Source organism: Nocardia sp. NPDC059240, assembly GCF_042753865.1.
Classification (GTDB): domain Bacteria; phylum Actinomycetota; class Actinomycetes; order Mycobacteriales; family Mycobacteriaceae; genus Nocardia.
This window is the reverse complement of sequence record NZ_JBHZAC010000005.1, coordinates 503,953-518,800: the sequence shown is the minus strand read 5'-3', so window position 1 is coordinate 518,800 and position 14,848 is coordinate 503,953. Positions and strand designations below refer to the sequence as shown.

Genomic DNA, 14,848 nt, shown 5'->3' with positions numbered 1-14,848 from the left:
TCGGTTTCACCGCCGTCAGCGCGTGAAACCGCGGTGATACCGCCGTGAATCCGCGCCCGCGCACTCTTCTCTCAGCGGCGGCCACCACGGCCGCGAACCAGAGGGAGACACCATGAACACCCACCCTCGCCCACCGGCGATCACGGTGACCGGGCTGCGGAAGTCCTACGGCGACCACCACGTTCTCGACGGCATCGACCTGACCGTCGAGACGGGAACCGTCTTCTCGCTGCTGGGCCCCAACGGCGCGGGCAAGACCACCACTGTGCAGATCCTGTCCACCCTGATCGGCGCGGACGGCGGCGAGCTCCGGGTGGCCGGGCACGACGTGCGCACCGAACCCGACGCGGTGCGCGCCGCCATCGGGCTCACCGGACAGTTCGCGGCGGTCGACAACCTGCTCACCGGCGAGGAGAACCTCGCCATGATGGCCACCCTGCACCACCTCGGCCGCGCCGAACGCAAACGCCGGACCGCCACGCTCATCGAACAATTCGACCTGGTCGACGCCGCGCGTAAGCCCGCCTCCACCTACTCCGGCGGCATGCGGCGACGACTCGACATCGCCATGGGGTTGATGGGAAACCCGCAGGTGCTCTTCCTCGACGAACCCACCACCGGCCTGGACCCGCGCAGCCGGCGCGCGGTCTGGCGGCTGGTCCGGGAACTGGTCGCGGGCGGCACCACCGTCTTCCTCACCACCCAGTACCTGGAGGAGGCCGATCAGCTGGCCGACCGCATCGCGCTGCTGGACGGCGGCAAGGTGGTCGCCTCCGGCACGCCCGAGGAACTCAAGCGACTGGTGCCCGGCGGGCACGTCAACCTGCGCTTCACCGACCCGCGCGCCCTCGACGCCGCGGCCCGGCTGCTCGGCGCGAGCACCCGCGACGACGACGAACTGACCCTGCAGGTGGCGAGCGACGGCGGCGTCGACTCGCTGCACACGCTGCTCGACCGACTCTCCGCCGCGGGACTGCACGCGGCCGAATTGTCCATCCACACACCCGATCTCGACGATGTCTTCCTCGCCCTCACCGGCCAGCCCAAGGAGTCCGTGCGATGAGCACCACCACCATCCAGAACGCCGTCACCGACTCCACCATGATGGTGCGGCGCAGCCTCAAGCACATCCTGCGGTACCCGTCCATGACCGTGCCGCTGGTCATCGGGCCCATCGTGTTCCTGCTGCTGTTCGTCTACGTCTTCGGCGGCACCCTCGGCGCGGGGCTCGGAAAGTCCGGCGGGCGCGGCGATTACGTCAACTATGTGACCCCGGGCGTGCTGTTGCTGGCGGTGACCAGCGCGGCCACAGCCACCGCCGTCGCGGTGTGCACCGATATGACCCAGGGCATCGTGGCCCGCTTCCGGACCATGTCGATCTTTCGGCCCGCGCTGCTGGCCGGGCACGTGGTCGGCAGCATGGTGCAGACGTTCATCAGCGTCGCGGCGGTCCTCGGTGTCGCCTTCGCCGTCGGCTTCCGGCCCAGCGCGACCCCGCTCGAATGGCTCGGCGCGGCAGGCATTCTCGCCCTGCTGACCCTGTCGATCACCTGGATCGCCGTGATCATGGGTCTGGTCAGCGAGAACGTCGAAATGGCCTCCAACCTGCCCATGCTGCTGATGATCCTGCCCTTCTTCGGCAGCGGTTTCGTGCCCACCGATTCCATGCCGTCCTGGCTGGCCTGGATCGCCCGCAACCAGCCCTTCACCCCGGTGATGGAGACGCTGCGCGGTCTGATGCTCGGCCACCCGGTCGGCCACCAGGCATTGCTCGCCGTCGCCTGGTGCCTGGCCATCGCGGCCGCCGCCTTCTGGGGCGCGACCGCACTGCTCAAGCGGGAACCGGGCCGGTAACCCGCACCCGATCGCGTAGCACCTCCAGCGCGATGGACCGCAATCCCGTCACCTCCAGGGCGGCATAGCTCGAGCGAGCCTCGAGATATGCCGCCCTGTCGGCGTTTTCGGCGGCCATCCGAGCCGTCGCGGCGGACATGGTCGGATGGATCTGGTGCGGCGGATCGAACCGTTCCGCCAACGCGGTCAACCGCGCGCCCGAGACCGCCTCTCCCCCGGCCAGATCCAGCGCCGCCAACGCCGAAAGCACCGCGCCACACGCCGTCAGCTCGGCCAGATGCCCCGACGGCTGCTCGGACGGCTGCTCCAGCAGAGCGATCGCCTCACCGGTCAACTCGGCGGCGAGCGCGGCGACCAGATCCGGCCGGGCATGCCGGGCATGCGCCACCACCGCGGCGGATCGGCCCTCCAGCGACCACACCCGCACGCCGCGCGGATCCGGGAGCTGGAACGGATTGTCCGGACTGGACACCGATTTCACGATCTCCCGCCAGCGCCACAGGCCGTCCTCGACCTCACCGCGCGCCAGCCGCAACTCGGCGTGCGCCACCGGCGCATAGGGATGCGCGAACGGGTCGGCCCGATCGGGGACCTGGGCCAGCCAGTTCTGCGCACCATCCAGATCGCCCAGCTGCAGGGCGGTCAGCGCCGAGGCGACCAGCAGATCGCCGAGATCCGGGCGCGGACCCAGCCCGTCCACCTGGCGCAGCGCGGCCGCCAATTCGGTGCGCGCCCGCTCCGGACGTCCGGCGAGCAGGGCCAGATGGCCGATGCGGCAGCGCGCTTGGAAGTTCAGCCAGCCGCCCGGCATCGAATCCAGGGCGGTGCGCATGCGTTCGGCGGCGGCGAGGGCCGCGGCCCGATCCCCGAACTGCTCGGCGCGCACGCTCACCAGCAGGTGGCCGAGGGCTCCGAGCAGCGGGCGATCGCTGTCGCACAGGCGATTCAGCGGCTCCGGATCCGGGCCGAGCAGTCGTGGCGCGGCCAGGAAGACCGCGGCCAGTGCCCGGACCGGGGTGTCGGGTGCGGCGTCGGGCAATCTGCGGAGCACCAGCAGCGACCGCGCGTCGAGGCGACCCTGAACCGCCGCGTGCACCGCACCGACGACGGCGGCCGTCCGGGCCGCCTCCACGAATTCCGGGTCGGGCCGGAAACGCGAGAGCAGCCAGGCACATTCGGTCGCGGGATCTCCGACGCGCGCGTAATGCGCACCGACGAACCAGTAGGAGCCCAGTACCGACCACACGGCGGCCACCGCAGGAAGATCGGCGCGCTCCAGGCCGAGGGTCAGTGCCCTCACCAGATTGTCCTGTTCGACCCGGATGACCGACGTCTCGACCAAATCGCCGAAGGCGCGCGGAGTGCGAGCCAGACCGAAATCCCGCGCCCAGGCCAGAAATTCCCGCAGTGCGTGCTCGTCCTCGCCCGACTCGGTGCGTTGCGCGGTCGCGAATTCCCGGACTGTCTCCAGCATTCGGAAGCGGGTGCCGGACTCGGACTCGGTCACCTGGATCAGGGACTGATCGGCCAGCGCGGTGAGCGCGTCCAACGTGTCGACGAGATCCCCGGCCAGCAGCCGGTTTCCGGACTCGGCGGTGAAGCCGCCCGGGAAGATCGACAGCAGCCGCATGGCTTCGCGACCGGGTTCATCGAGCAGGTTCCAACTCCACTCCACCACCGCCCGCAGCGTCCGATGCCGGGCCGGTGCGTCACGGGAACCGCCGCGCAGCAAGGTGAATCGGTCGGCCAACCGGGGTGACATCTCCTCCACCGACATCACCCGCACCCGTGCCGCCGCCAGCTCCAACGCCAACGGCAGGCCGTCGAGCGCGGCACACAGGGCCGCGACCGGCTCGCGCGGCAATTCGATATCCGGCCGCACCGCGCGGGCCCGCTGGGCGAACAATTCGGCCGCCGTGTCCGATCCCAGGGTCGGAAGCTGGTGCACCGCTTCGGCACTCACCCCGAGCGGGGCACGACTGGTGACCAGCACCCGCAGCTCGCGAGTCAGCGATACCAGCGCACTGACCAGGTCCGCCGCACCGTCCAGCACCTGTTCGCAGTTGTCCAGGATCAGCAGTGATCCCGTGCCCAGCGTGCGCGCGATCCCGGCCACCGCGGTGCCGCCGCCCGGTGCCGCTTCCCCCGCGCCGACCGCGGCCGCCACGGCAGCGACCACCGCGGCATCGTCGGTGAGGGCGGCGAGTTCCACCAGAAACACCGACCGCTGTTCGGCCGCCGCACCCACGGCGTGCGCGAGCCGGGTCTTGCCCAGCCCGCCGGGGCCGACGATCGACACCACCCGGTGCGCGTGCAGCAGCGCGGTCACCGCGGCGAGGTCGCGCTGCCGGCCCACCAGCGGATTCGGATCGTGCCGGATGCCTTGGCGCACCGCGGGTTCGCCGGCGCGCAGCAGTTGCCGGTGGATCGACTTCAGGGTCTCGCCGGGATCCGTGCCGAGTTCGTCGCGCAATAGGCGGCGGTAGCGGTCGTAGCGTGCCAGCGCGGCGGCCGGGCCGGCGGTATCGGCCTCGGCGCGCAGCAGTTCGGCCAGCACCTCCTCATTGCGGGGTGCGCGTGCGGCGATCTCCAGCAGTGGTCCGAGGGCCTCCGCGTACCGGCCGGACCGGGCCAGGCTCAGTGCCCGGACAGTGGCCAGCGTGCGATGCGCCGGCAGCCGGGCCGCCCGCAGTTCCGCGATCGGGTCCGCGGTGTCGCGTAACTCGTCGACCTCGCCGTCCCACAGCGCCAGCCCGGCCTCGGCCTGCGCCAGCGCCGCCGCCAGATCGCCCGCGCGGGCGTGTCTTTCGGCCGCCGCCGCGTGTATCTCCAGGGCCGCCGCATCCACCTGATCGGGTTCCAGGGCGAGCCGGTAGCCATGGGGAGTACTCGCGATGAGCTCCGCGCCCAGTTGCGATCGGGTCCGCGAGACGAGCACCTGCAATGCCTTGGCGGGGTTGTCCGGCAGCGCGTCCGCCCACACCCCGTCGACCAGTCCGGCGGCACTGCTGCCGCCGCGCAGATCCGCGGCCAGCACCGCCAGCAGGGCCCGGACGCGTGGCCCGGTGATCTCCTGTCCGCGCAGCGAAACACTCGGAAGCAGGGCCAGCTGGATACTCACGGACTCACCGTAATGGTGCGCGAACGGTGCGCCTACCCGTCACCGCAGTGACGAAATCGGCGCACCGTCAGGGGCTTTCAGCGGGTGGTGACCTCGTGCCAGAGGTCGGCGTCATTGCGCTGACGCAGCTTGCTGAGCCCGAACACCACGGCGGCCACGACAACGATCGTGAGAACGAATTTCATGCTTCCCACCCTACGTGGCGGAGTCTTGACGAACAAACATAGGAATCCTATGGTTCTCGGCATGACGATCCCCGCCCCCGCCGGATACACCTACGACAGCGCCGAACTCGCGCCCTCCCCGCTCTCACTCGGCGAACTCGCCCAATTGCAGAACTCACTGCTGTGGAGCCCCGACGATGCCGCCGCCCTGCGCCGCGCCGGGGAAATCCTTGTGCCGCAAACCGATCGGATCCTCGACGTCTGGTACGGCTTCGTCGGCGCGCACCCACACCTGGTCGCCACCTTCGCCGGGGCCGACGGACAACCCGATCCGGCCTACCTGGCCGCCGTACGCGCCCGATTCGGGCAGTGGATCGCCGACGTGTGCACCCGCGAATACGACGCGAATTGGCTTGCCTACCAGGACGAGATCGCACGACGGCACCACACCTCCGGCAAGAACCGCACCGACGGGGTCGACTCCCCCGCCACCCACATCCCGCTGCGGCACCTGATCGCGTTCATCGTCCCGATCACCGTCACCATCCGCGAGTTCCTCGCCGCCACCGGCGCACCCGCCACCGAGGTCGACGTCATGTATCACGCCTGGTTCAAGGCGATCACCCTGTCGGCGACGCTCTGGGCCAGGCCGTACAGTCCTGACCTGTGGTGAATGCGGGAGATGACGCGGCTGTCCCGGACCAGGCGGTCGCGGACAAGGTGGTCGCGGCGCTGGACCGGATCGCCCGCGGCGTCCGCGCCCACCGCCAGGCCATCGCCTCCCGCACCGGGCTGACACCCCTGCAACTGGAACTACTGCGGACCCTCGCCGAGGGTCCGCCTCCCGAACCGCTCACCGGGCTGCTGGCCACCGAACTCGGGGTCAGCCAGCCCACGGTGTCGGATTCGCTGCTGGCGCTGGAACGCAAGGGCCACGTGACCCGGCAGCCCGCCCCCGGCGATCGGCGACGCAGCGCCATCGTCCTCACCCGCGACGGCGCCGACCTGGCCGCCGAGCTCCGCGCCGCGGACGACGTCCTCCGGGCGAGCGTCGCGGAACTGCCGAGCGCCGAGCAGGATCGGACCCTCGCGACACTGCTCGACCTCATCGGCGGCCTGCTGCGCGCCGGTGTCGTGCAGGTGGCCCGCACCTGCACCACCTGCCGCTTCTACCGGCCGGGCAATTCCGGCACCGCCCACTGCGAACTGCTGCGACAGCCGCTGCCCCCGCGCGACCTCCGGGTCAACTGCCCCGAGCACCAACCGGCCGACTGAGCACGGGGTTTGACCTGGGCCAAGTCCGACATGTAACTTCGTGCAGGTCCGGGGCCTTAGCTCAATTGGCAGAGCACTGCCTTTGCAAGGCAGGGGTTAGGGGTTCGATTCCCCTAGGCTCCACAGACGAAAGCCGCAGGTTGATTCACAACCTGCGGCTTTTTCGTGCCCATTGGTGGATGAAACTGTGGATGGGAGTGGAGAATCCCGCCGAAACGAAAAAAGCCTCCCGGGAATCCGGAAGGCATTTGATCTTTGGAGTGGGCCTAGGAGGACTTGAACCTCCGACCTCTTCGTTATCAGCGAAGCGCTCTAACCGCCTGAGCTATAGGCCCTTAGTGGGTGTTCGCAGTGTGTAACTCGAACGAGGCAGAAGATTACCGTACCCAACCGTTGATAACCAAAACGGCCGGTCAGCGACCTGCTGATAGCAGACCGGACCGGCCGTCGAGGCGGATCGAAACAGCGGTTTCTAGTCGGGGTCGGCCAGGGTCACCTGGATGCCGCCGACCAGATCGGTGCACTGGTTGTAGACGAAGACGCCGACGGTCGACAGCGCGGTCAGCAGGACCACATTGATCAGGCCGATGACGCCCGCGTAGCCGAAGACCGCGCCCGCGTCGATGAGCGACGAGGAGCTGCTGTCCGAGCTGTCGGTGAAGGTGGAGACGGTGGAGTTCAAGCGCTCCCACACGCCCATGCCCTCGAGCACGAGATACAGCAGGCCGACGGCCAGCATCCACACGAAGAACATGGCGACGCTGATCACCAGCGAGACCTTCAGCGTGGACCACGGATCGATGTGGCGCAGCTGCACGGTGGCGCGCAGCGGCTCACCGGTGGCCGCCGCCTGCGCGACCGCCGCGGGGGCGGACGGCGAGACGGGGCCGGCCGGCGCGATCGGCTCCGGCGGCGGCAGCGGGTGCCGCAGCTCGGACAGATCGGGCAGATCCTTGACCAGTTCCGGGCGGGCGATGCTGCGGGTCGGTCCGTCGATGCCGACGGACTTCACCATGGCAGCTTCCTTGCGGGCCGCCTTGGCCGCCAGGTCGGCGGTCGTGCGGGCATTGGAGACGCCCGCGTTCAGGCCACCACCGGACAGCCCGCCGCTGCCCTTGAGGCTGGCGGTGCTACCCGGCAGCGGGGCCTGGCCCGGCCGGTACAGGTTGGACTGCGGCTCCCGCTGCGGCAGCTGCGACCAACCCTCCTGGAACGGCGAACCGCCCTGGGCGTCCGCGGATTCCGATGCGGCCTCTGCCGAATTGTTACCTTCCGGCCCGAAATCACCGGACTGGTCCGACAATTCGGGAGATTGCGGCGCACCGCCGTCGTGCCCGCCGGGCCGCGGAATGGGCCGCGGCGGAATCGGGGACGGGGCGATTCTCTCGGTCACGCCATTGGCATGACCGCGCTGGTCATTCGGCTGATTCGTGGTCAATGGTGAATCCTTCGATCCGTTTGTGCCGCCGCTGCTGTGGTGAAACTACTGCTTCGCCGAACCGCTGGTGTCATCTTCGGCAACCTGGTCGGGCTCATCCGCGTTCCGAGCGATCGCGAGCAAAATATCGCCCTCGCCCAGGTTCATCAACCGCACACCCTTGGTTTGACGCCCGGCCTTGCGAACCTGATGCGCCAGCGTGCGAATGACACCGCCGCCGGAAGTGATCGCATACAGCTCATCCTCGTCGTTGACGATGAGCGCACCGACAAGACTGCCACGCTTCTGGTCGTACTGAATCGTCAGCACACCCTTGCCGCCACGGCCCTGCGCGGTGTACTCGTCGATGGCCGTGCGCTTGGAGTACCCACCCGCCGTCGCGACAAGCAGGTAAATACCTTCCTCGTCGCGAACCACGTTGAGCGACAACAGCTCATCGTCGGTATTGAAGCGCATGCCCTGCACGCCGGAGGTGGCGCGACCCATCGGACGCAGCACCTCGTCATTGGCGTTGAAGCGGATGGACTGGCCGTGCGCCGAGACGAGCAGCAGATCGTCGTCGGCCGAACACAGTGCCGCGCCGACCAATTCGTCCTCATCGCGAAGATTGACCGCCACGATGCCGCCGGTGCGGTTGGAGTCGAAGTCGGTCAGCTTGGACTTCTTCACCAGACCCTTGCGGGTGGCCAGCACCAGATAAGGGGCGTCCTCGTAGGACTTGATCTGGATGACCTGGGCGATCTTCTCGTCCGGCTGGAACGCCAGCAGGTTCGCCACGTGCTGACCGCGCGCGGTGCGCATGGCCTCGGGCAGCTCGTACGCCTTGGCCCGGTACACCCGGCCCTTGTTGGTGAAGAACAGCAGCCAGTCGTGGGTCGAGGTGATGAAGAAGTGCTTGACGATGTCGTCCTGCTTGAGACCCGCGCCCTGCACGCCCTTGCCGCCGCGCTTCTGCGAACGGTAGAGGTCGGTCTTGGTGCGCTTGGCGTAACCGGTCTCGGTGATGGTGACGACCACGTCCTCGCGGGCGATCAGGTCCTCGTCCTGCACGTCGCCGTCGGCCGCGATGATCTTGGTGCGGCGCTCGTCGCCGTACTTGTCGACGATCTCCGCCAATTCGTCACGGACGATGGCGCGCTGACGTTCCGGCTTGGCCAGAATGTCCTGCAGGTCGGCGATCTCGGCCTCGATCTTGGCCAACTCGTCGAGGATCTTCTGCCGCTCCAGAGCCGACAGGCGACGCAGCTGCATATCGAGGATCGCGGTCGCCTGGATCTCGTCGATCTCCAGCAACTGCATCAGGCCGGTGCGGGCGGTCTCGGTGTCGGCCGATCGACGGATCAAGGCGATGACCGCGTCCAGCTGATCGAGCGCCTTCACCAAACCGCGCAGGATGTGGGCCCGCTCCTCCGCCTTGCGCAGCAGGTAGCGGGTACGCCGGATGATGACTTCCAACTGGTGATTCACATACAGCCGGATCATCTGATCCAGGCGCAGCGTCCGCGGCACCTTGTCGACGATCGAGAGCATGTTGCAGCCGAAGGAGGTCTGCAGCTGGGTGTGCTTGTAGAGATTGTTCAGCACCACCTTGGCGATGGCGTCACGCTTGACCGTGACCACGATGCGCAGACCCACGCGGTCGGAGGACTCGTCGTGGATGTCGGAGACACCCGCGATCTTGCCGTCCTTCACCTGCTCGGCGATCGCATTGACGAAGTTGTCCGTATTGACCTGGTACGGCAGCTCGGTGATGACGATCGTGGTGCGACCCCGGTTGTCCTCCTCGATCTCCACCACACCGCGCATACGGACCGAACCGCGACCGGTGGTGTAGGCGTCGATGATGCCCTGGGTGCCGACGATCAAACCCGAGGTCGGGAAGTCCGGGCCCTTCACGCGCTCGATGCACGCGGCGAGCGTGGTCTCCTCGTCGGCATCGTGGTTGTCCAGCGCCCAATAGATGGCCTCGGCCAGCTCGTTCAGGTTGTGCGGCGGGATGTTCGTCGCCATGCCGACGGCAATACCGTTGGAGCCGTTCATGAGCAGGGCGGGCACCCGGCTCGGCAGAACGGTCGGCTCCTGCGTCTTACCGTCGTAGTTCGGGATGAAATCGACCGTCTCGTGGTCGATCTCGCGCAGCATCTCCATCGCCAGCGGCGTCAGCCGGCACTCCGTGTAACGCATGGCGGCCGCGCCGTCATTGCCGCGGGAACCGAAGTTGCCCTGGCCGTCGACCAGCGGGTAGCGCAACGCCCACGGCTGCGCCATGCGCACCAGGGTGTCGTAGATCGCGGTGTCACCGTGCGGGTGGTAGTTACCCATGGTGTCGGCGACCGGGCGCGCGGACTTCACGTAGCCGCGGTCGGGCCGATACCCGTTGTCGTACATCGCGTACAGGATGCGCCGGTGCACCGGCTTCATGCCGTCGCGCACCTCGGGCAGCGCACGGCCGACGATCACGCTCATGGCGTAGTCGATGTAGGAGTTCTGCATCTCCTGCTGGATGTCGACCGGCTCGATGCGGTCGCCACCCGAAGGCGGAAGCGAAGTCTCAGTCATAGATAGGTCTCCGTAGGAAGTCTGTGGTGATCGGGTGCGGATCGCGCATTCGAAACGCAGTGGCGGAGCCGGGGGTTCGGGGGCTTGGCCCCGAACGGGGTTGGGGGCCTAGCCCCCTTCTCCCTTACCCCGGTCCGGGGGTGTCCCGATCACACATCGAGGAAGCGAACGTCCTTGGCGTTGCGGGTGATGAAGCTGCGCCGAGCTTCCACGTCCTCACCCATGAGGATGGAGAACAGCTCGTCAGCGGCAGCCGCGTCATCGAGGGTGACGAGGCGCAGGACGCGGACCGACGGGTCCATCGTCGTCTCCCACAGCTCCTTCGGGTTCATCTCACCGAGACCCTTGTAGCGCTGGATGCCGTCGTCCTTGTTGATCTTCTTGCCGGCGGACAGGCCGCGCTCCAGCAGTCCGTCGCGCTCCTTGTCGGAGTAGGCGAACTCCGGCTCGGACCGCTGCCACTTCAGCTTGTACAGCGGCGGCATGGCGAGATACACGTGACCGTGCTCGACCAGCGGGCGCATGAAGCGGAACAGCAGCGTGAGCAGCAGCGTCGAAATGTGCTGGCCGTCCACGTCGGCGTCGGCCATCAGCACGATCTTGTGATACCGCAGCTTGGCGATATCGAACTCGTCGTGGATGCCGGTGCCGAAAGCCGTGATGATGGACTGGACTTCGGTGTTCTTCAGCACGCGGTCGATGCGCGCCTTCTCCACATTGATGATCTTGCCGCGCAGCGGCAGGATCGCCTGATACATGGAGTCACGCCCGGACTTGGCCGAGCCACCGGCGGAGTCGCCCTCCACGATGTAGATCTCGGACTTGCTCGGATCCTTCGACCGGCAGTCGGCCAGCTTGCCCGGCAGACCACCCAGATCGGTGGCGGACTTGCGCCGCACCAGCTCGCGCGCCTTACGCGCGGCGACACGCGCCTGCGCCGACGAAACCGCCTTCTGCACAATGGTCTTCGCATCGGCCGGATTGGCCTCGAACCAGTGCGAAATGTGCTCGTTGCAAGTGCGCTGGACGAACGACTTCACCTCGGTATTGCCGAGCTTGGTCTTGGTCTGGCCCTCGAACTGCGGATCGGCGATCTTCACGCTCACGATGGCGGCGAGACCCTCACGGATGTCGTCACCGGTGAGGTTCTGATCCTTCTCCTTGAGAAGCTTCTTGTCCTTCGCGTACTTGTTCACCACCGTGGTGAGCGCCGCGCGGAAGCCCTCCTCGTGGGTGCCGCCCTCATGGGTGTTGATGGTGTTGGCGAAGGTGTGCACAGACTCGGAGTAACCCGAGTTCCACTGCATCGCGACCTCGACCTCGTGGCCGGTGCCCTTACCGGTGAACCCGACGATCGAGTTGTGGATCGGCGTCTTGGTCCGGTTGATGTGCCTGACGTAGTCCTCGAGCCCACCCGGGTAGTGGTAGGTGCGGGTCTTGATCTTCGGCGCCGCGGCGGGGGCGTTCTCGTCGAGATGCTTGGGGGCCTCGGCGGTTTCGCTCACCACGTCGTCGATGACATCGCCCTCGGCCACCCGCTGATCGGTCAGCGTGATGGTGAGGCCCTTGTTCAGGAACGCCATCTCCTGCAGGCGGCGTGCCACCGTCTCGAAGCTGAAAGTGGTGGTCTCGAAGATCTCCGGATCCGGCCAGAACCGGATGGTGGTACCGGTGCGCTTGGTCGGACCGCCCTGCACCAGCTTGCCGGGCTTGGAGTCCTTGTACTCCTGGGTCCAGTGGTATCCGTCGACATCCACATCGGCCTGCAGCCGGGTGGACAGCGCGTTCACCACGGAGATGCCGACGCCGTGCAGACCACCCGACACCGCATACGATTCGCCGTCGAACTTGCCACCGGCGTGCAGCTGGGTCATGACCACCTCGATGGTGGGCACACCCTGCGCGTGCATCGCGACCGGGATACCACGGCCGTCGTCGACGACCTCGACGCCGCCGTCGGCCAGCATCGTGACATCGACCCGCGAGGCGTATCCGGCCATCGCCTCGTCGACCGAGTTGTCGACGACCTCCCAGATCAGATGGTGCAGACCGCGTTCACCGGTGGAACCGATGTACATACCGGGCCGTTTGCGGACGGCTTCGAGGCCCTCGAGCACGGTGATGGATTCAGCACCGTAGTTCGACGGCTTGCCGTTCTTCGGCGGGGTCGAGCCTTCTGCGTTGGAGTCCATGGCAGCCACTGGTGGGTAGCTCTCCTTACTTGCTGATCCTCCCGGCACAGTGCGGTGGCACGCGTGAGGCCGTCAGACACTGTCTGCTCGAGCTTCAGACTGTGTCTGCTCGAGAATTACGGGGGCTCACGCGCGGGCGCTGCGGAACGCGCCGGGAGATATCGCCGCTAGTTACTCCCCCATCCTACTGGTACGACCGACAGAGAACCCACCTATGACACCCCTGAGTGGGCCGTACGGTCGTGAAATCGACCAGCGATATGACCGGTTATAGGCCCCGGGGGTCCGGAGAGCTTCAGCGGGCGATGCGCGGGCGGCTCCCGGAGTGTTTGCGCGAGGGTTCGCAACGATCTCCGATCGGTTCCACGTGAAACCAAGATCTACCCGTAGGTGTCGCGCGGACCTCGGCCTTTGACGTGCCGATCACCGTGCCGCCAGCTCGGCGCGGTCGGGCCGTTGATCTTGAGTTGTTTGACCACACCGTTGCCGACCGCCGCGGCGATCTTGGCCAGGATCTGCGACTGGAACATGCGCAACTGCGTCGCCCAGGCCGTCGACTCGGCCTGAATGCTCAAGATCCCGTTCTCCAAGGAGATCGGGGTGGCGTGCGAGGCGATGTCCTCACCGACCACGGCCGACCAGCGGCCGAAGACCGTGCCCTCGGCGACCTTGCCCGACCAGCCGCGCCCCTTGGCCAGCGTCATGGCCAACGACGAAAGCGTCTGCGGATCACGCTCGTCCGGATGCGCACCCGACCAGCCACTGCGGCGACGCAACGCCCGGATGCCACCCTTACGCGGCGAGGCCCGGCCCTGCCCGACGGATTTACCGGCCGCCCGAGCCGCCGCCCGAGCTTCCTCGAGCGCACGCCGGGCCAGGTCGACCCCGCGCAACTCGGGTTCCTGATCCGTGGGTCCAGAGTTCCCTTCGGGGGCATTGCGGTCGTCGGCTTCCGGCGGCTGCGCCATCCACAACTCCTTCCACATCCGGGAATCCCCGAGATCACTTTCGGTTCGTCACGTGATTCTGCCGCATCGCACCGACGGATTCACGCGGCGATCCGCGACGCGCGATGATCGGCCTCGCCCGTGGTCTCCACGCGCAGCGGCACCGCCTCGAGTTCGGCCGGCACATCCTCCGGCACCGCGGCCGTGATCAGCACCTGCTCGGCCCCGGCGGCCACCGAGGCCAGCGCGGCCCGGCGGCGGCGGTCCAGTTCGGCGAACACATCGTCGAGAATCAGCACCGGATCGGAACCGGCCGTGCGCAGTAGTTCGAACGCGCCGAGCCGCAGCGCCAGCGCGAAGGACCAGGATTCGCCATGGCTGGCAAAGCTCTTGGCCGGTGAGGAACCCAGCATCAACTCCAGATCGTCGCGATGCGGACCGACCAGGCATACCCCGCGTTCGAGTTCTTTCGTGCGGGCGGCGGCCAACTCCCGCAACAGGATTCCTTCCAGAGCCGATTCGTCCTCAGGCTGTGGAGAACGTGCCGGATCCAGGTATTCCGGCGGCAAACTCGCAGATCGGTAACCGATTGAGGCGGGCCGGGATTCGGGAGCGATACCTGAATAAGCCTGTGCAAGATGTGGATAAAGCTCATGCACCAGCCGCAGCCGCTGCGCCAGCAACACCGCACCGTGCGCGGCCAGATGCCCGTCCCACACGTCGAGGGTGCCCATCTCGGCACCCCGATTGCCCGAACGGGCATTGCGCCCAGCGGTTTTCAACAGGGCCGAGCGCTGCCGCAACACCTTGTCGTAATCCGCGCGCACCCCGGCCAACCGCGGCAATCGGGCCGTGGCCAGCTCGTCCAGGAAGCGCCGCCGCTCACCCGGATCCCCGCGCACCAACGACAGATCCTCCGGAGCGAACAGCACCGTCTGCAGGATCCCCAGGATCTCCCGCGGCCTGCGCACCGGAGAACGATTGATCTGAGCGCGATTCGCGGTGCCCTGATTGAGCTCCATATCCACCCGCAGCTCGCGGCCGGTGTTGACCACCGTCGCCCCGATCCGTGCCTTGTGCGCACCGATCCGGATGAGCGGAGCATCGGCCGCCACCCGGTGTGAACCGAGTGTGGACAAGTAGCCGATCGCCTCGATCAGATTGGTCTTGCCGTTCCCGTTGGAACCCAGGAAAACCGTTCTACCGGGCGAAAGGTCGAGCTCGGCGGCCTCCCAGGAACGGAAATCGCGCAGCGACAGCGCACGCACGTGCATCGCGTCAGTTCACCACGCATGTCG

Annotated in this window: 11 protein-coding genes and 2 tRNA genes; 5 read left to right on the top strand and 8 right to left on the bottom strand. The window is 67.5% G+C overall.

The annotated features are described in order from the left end of the window. Positions 1-112: 112 nt before the first annotated feature. A complete protein-coding gene (locus ACFXHA_RS21165) occupies positions 113-1,063 on the top strand; it encodes an ATP-binding cassette domain-containing protein (RefSeq protein WP_379359182.1) in 951 nt (316 codons plus the stop codon). Further along, entirely contained in the window at positions 1,060-1,854 is a 795-nt protein-coding gene (locus ACFXHA_RS21160; protein ID WP_379359180.1) for an ABC transporter permease, read from the top strand. Before ACFXHA_RS21165 ends, ACFXHA_RS21160 begins: the two co-directional genes overlap by 4 nt. Here ACFXHA_RS21160 and ACFXHA_RS21155 read toward each other — a convergent pair. Both ACFXHA_RS21155 and ACFXHA_RS21150 read right to left on the bottom strand, forming a co-directional pair. Further along, positions 1,832-4,975: an ATP-binding protein gene (locus ACFXHA_RS21155; protein ID WP_379359179.1), complete on the bottom strand. Its 3,144-nt coding sequence runs from the start codon at positions 4,973-4,975 to the stop codon at positions 1,832-1,834. The genes ACFXHA_RS21160 and ACFXHA_RS21155 overlap by 23 nt on opposite strands. Before the next feature lie 77 nt (positions 4,976-5,052). Then, positions 5,053-5,160: a DLW-39 family protein gene (locus ACFXHA_RS21150; protein WP_379359177.1), complete on the bottom strand. Its 108-nt coding sequence runs from the start codon at positions 5,158-5,160 to the stop codon at positions 5,053-5,055. Between the two features lie 61 nt (positions 5,161-5,221). Here ACFXHA_RS21150 and ACFXHA_RS21145 point away from each other — a divergent pair, with 61 nt between their 5' ends. From ACFXHA_RS21145 to ACFXHA_RS21135, 3 genes are all read left to right on the top strand, one after another. Further along, positions 5,222-5,812, top strand: coding sequence for a protoglobin domain-containing protein (locus ACFXHA_RS21145; protein ID WP_379359175.1), 591 nt, complete (start codon positions 5,222-5,224; stop codon positions 5,810-5,812). Then, on the top strand, positions 5,806-6,414 hold the full coding sequence (locus ACFXHA_RS21140) for a MarR family winged helix-turn-helix transcriptional regulator (protein ID WP_379359173.1): 609 nt from the start codon (positions 5,806-5,808) through the stop codon (positions 6,412-6,414). The genes ACFXHA_RS21145 and ACFXHA_RS21140 overlap by 7 nt, the downstream gene beginning before the upstream one ends. A gap of 50 nt (positions 6,415-6,464) precedes the next feature. Further along, positions 6,465-6,537: transfer RNA gene (locus ACFXHA_RS21135), tRNA-Ala, on the top strand. Between the two features lie 138 nt (positions 6,538-6,675). On the opposite strand, the gene ACFXHA_RS21130 is transcribed toward ACFXHA_RS21135, so the two are convergent. The 6 genes from ACFXHA_RS21130 to recF all read right to left on the bottom strand — a co-directional run bounded on the left by ACFXHA_RS21130 (position 6,676) and on the right by recF (position 14,824). Further along, positions 6,676-6,749: transfer RNA gene (locus ACFXHA_RS21130), tRNA-Ile, on the bottom strand. Between the two features lie 137 nt (positions 6,750-6,886). Next, on the bottom strand, positions 6,887-7,852 hold the full coding sequence (locus ACFXHA_RS21125) for a DUF3566 domain-containing protein (protein WP_379359172.1): 966 nt from the start codon (positions 7,850-7,852) through the stop codon (positions 6,887-6,889). A 45-nt stretch (positions 7,853-7,897) separates the two neighbouring features. Continuing rightward, positions 7,898-10,411, bottom strand: coding sequence for a DNA gyrase subunit A (gene gyrA / locus ACFXHA_RS21120; RefSeq protein WP_379359170.1), 2,514 nt, complete (start codon positions 10,409-10,411; stop codon positions 7,898-7,900). Positions 10,412-10,560: 149 nt separating this feature from the next. Beyond that, positions 10,561-12,603: a DNA topoisomerase (ATP-hydrolyzing) subunit B gene (gene gyrB, locus ACFXHA_RS21115; RefSeq protein ID WP_379359168.1), complete on the bottom strand. Its 2,043-nt coding sequence runs from the start codon at positions 12,601-12,603 to the stop codon at positions 10,561-10,563. Positions 12,604-12,983: 380 nt separating this feature from the next. After that, positions 12,984-13,571 carry a DUF721 family protein gene (locus ACFXHA_RS21110; RefSeq protein ID WP_379359166.1) on the bottom strand — a complete coding sequence of 196 codons (588 nt, stop codon included), beginning with the start codon at positions 13,569-13,571 and terminating at the stop codon, positions 12,984-12,986. Positions 13,572-13,651: 80 nt separating this feature from the next. After that, positions 13,652-14,824: a DNA replication/repair protein RecF gene (gene recF, locus ACFXHA_RS21105; RefSeq protein WP_379359165.1), complete on the bottom strand. Its 1,173-nt coding sequence runs from the start codon at positions 14,822-14,824 to the stop codon at positions 13,652-13,654. Between the last annotated feature and the right edge of the window lie 24 nt (positions 14,825-14,848).

Excerpts from the sequence above, each read along its gene's own strand:
- ACFXHA_RS21165 (WP_379359182.1), top strand. The coding sequence starts at position 113 with ATGAACACCCACCCTCGCCCACCGGCGATCACGGTGACCGGGCTGCGG.
- ACFXHA_RS21160 (WP_379359180.1), top strand. The coding sequence starts at position 1,060 with ATGAGCACCACCACCATCCAGAACGCCGTCACCGACTCCACCATGATG.
- ACFXHA_RS21150 (WP_379359177.1), bottom strand. The coding sequence starts at position 5,160 with ATGAAATTCGTTCTCACGATCGTTGTCGTGGCCGCCGTGGTGTTCGGG.
- ACFXHA_RS21145 (WP_379359175.1), top strand. The coding sequence starts at position 5,222 with ATGACGATCCCCGCCCCCGCCGGATACACCTACGACAGCGCCGAACTC.
- gyrA (WP_379359170.1), bottom strand. The coding sequence starts at position 10,411 with ATGACTGAGACTTCGCTTCCGCCTTCGGGTGGCGACCGCATCGAGCCG.
- gyrB (WP_379359168.1), bottom strand. The coding sequence starts at position 12,603 with ATGGACTCCAACGCAGAAGGCTCGACCCCGCCGAAGAACGGCAAGCCG.
- ACFXHA_RS21110 (WP_379359166.1), bottom strand. The coding sequence starts at position 13,571 with ATGGCGCAGCCGCCGGAAGCCGACGACCGCAATGCCCCCGAAGGGAAC.
- recF (WP_379359165.1), bottom strand. The coding sequence starts at position 14,824 with ATGCACGTGCGTGCGCTGTCGCTGCGCGATTTCCGTTCCTGGGAGGCC.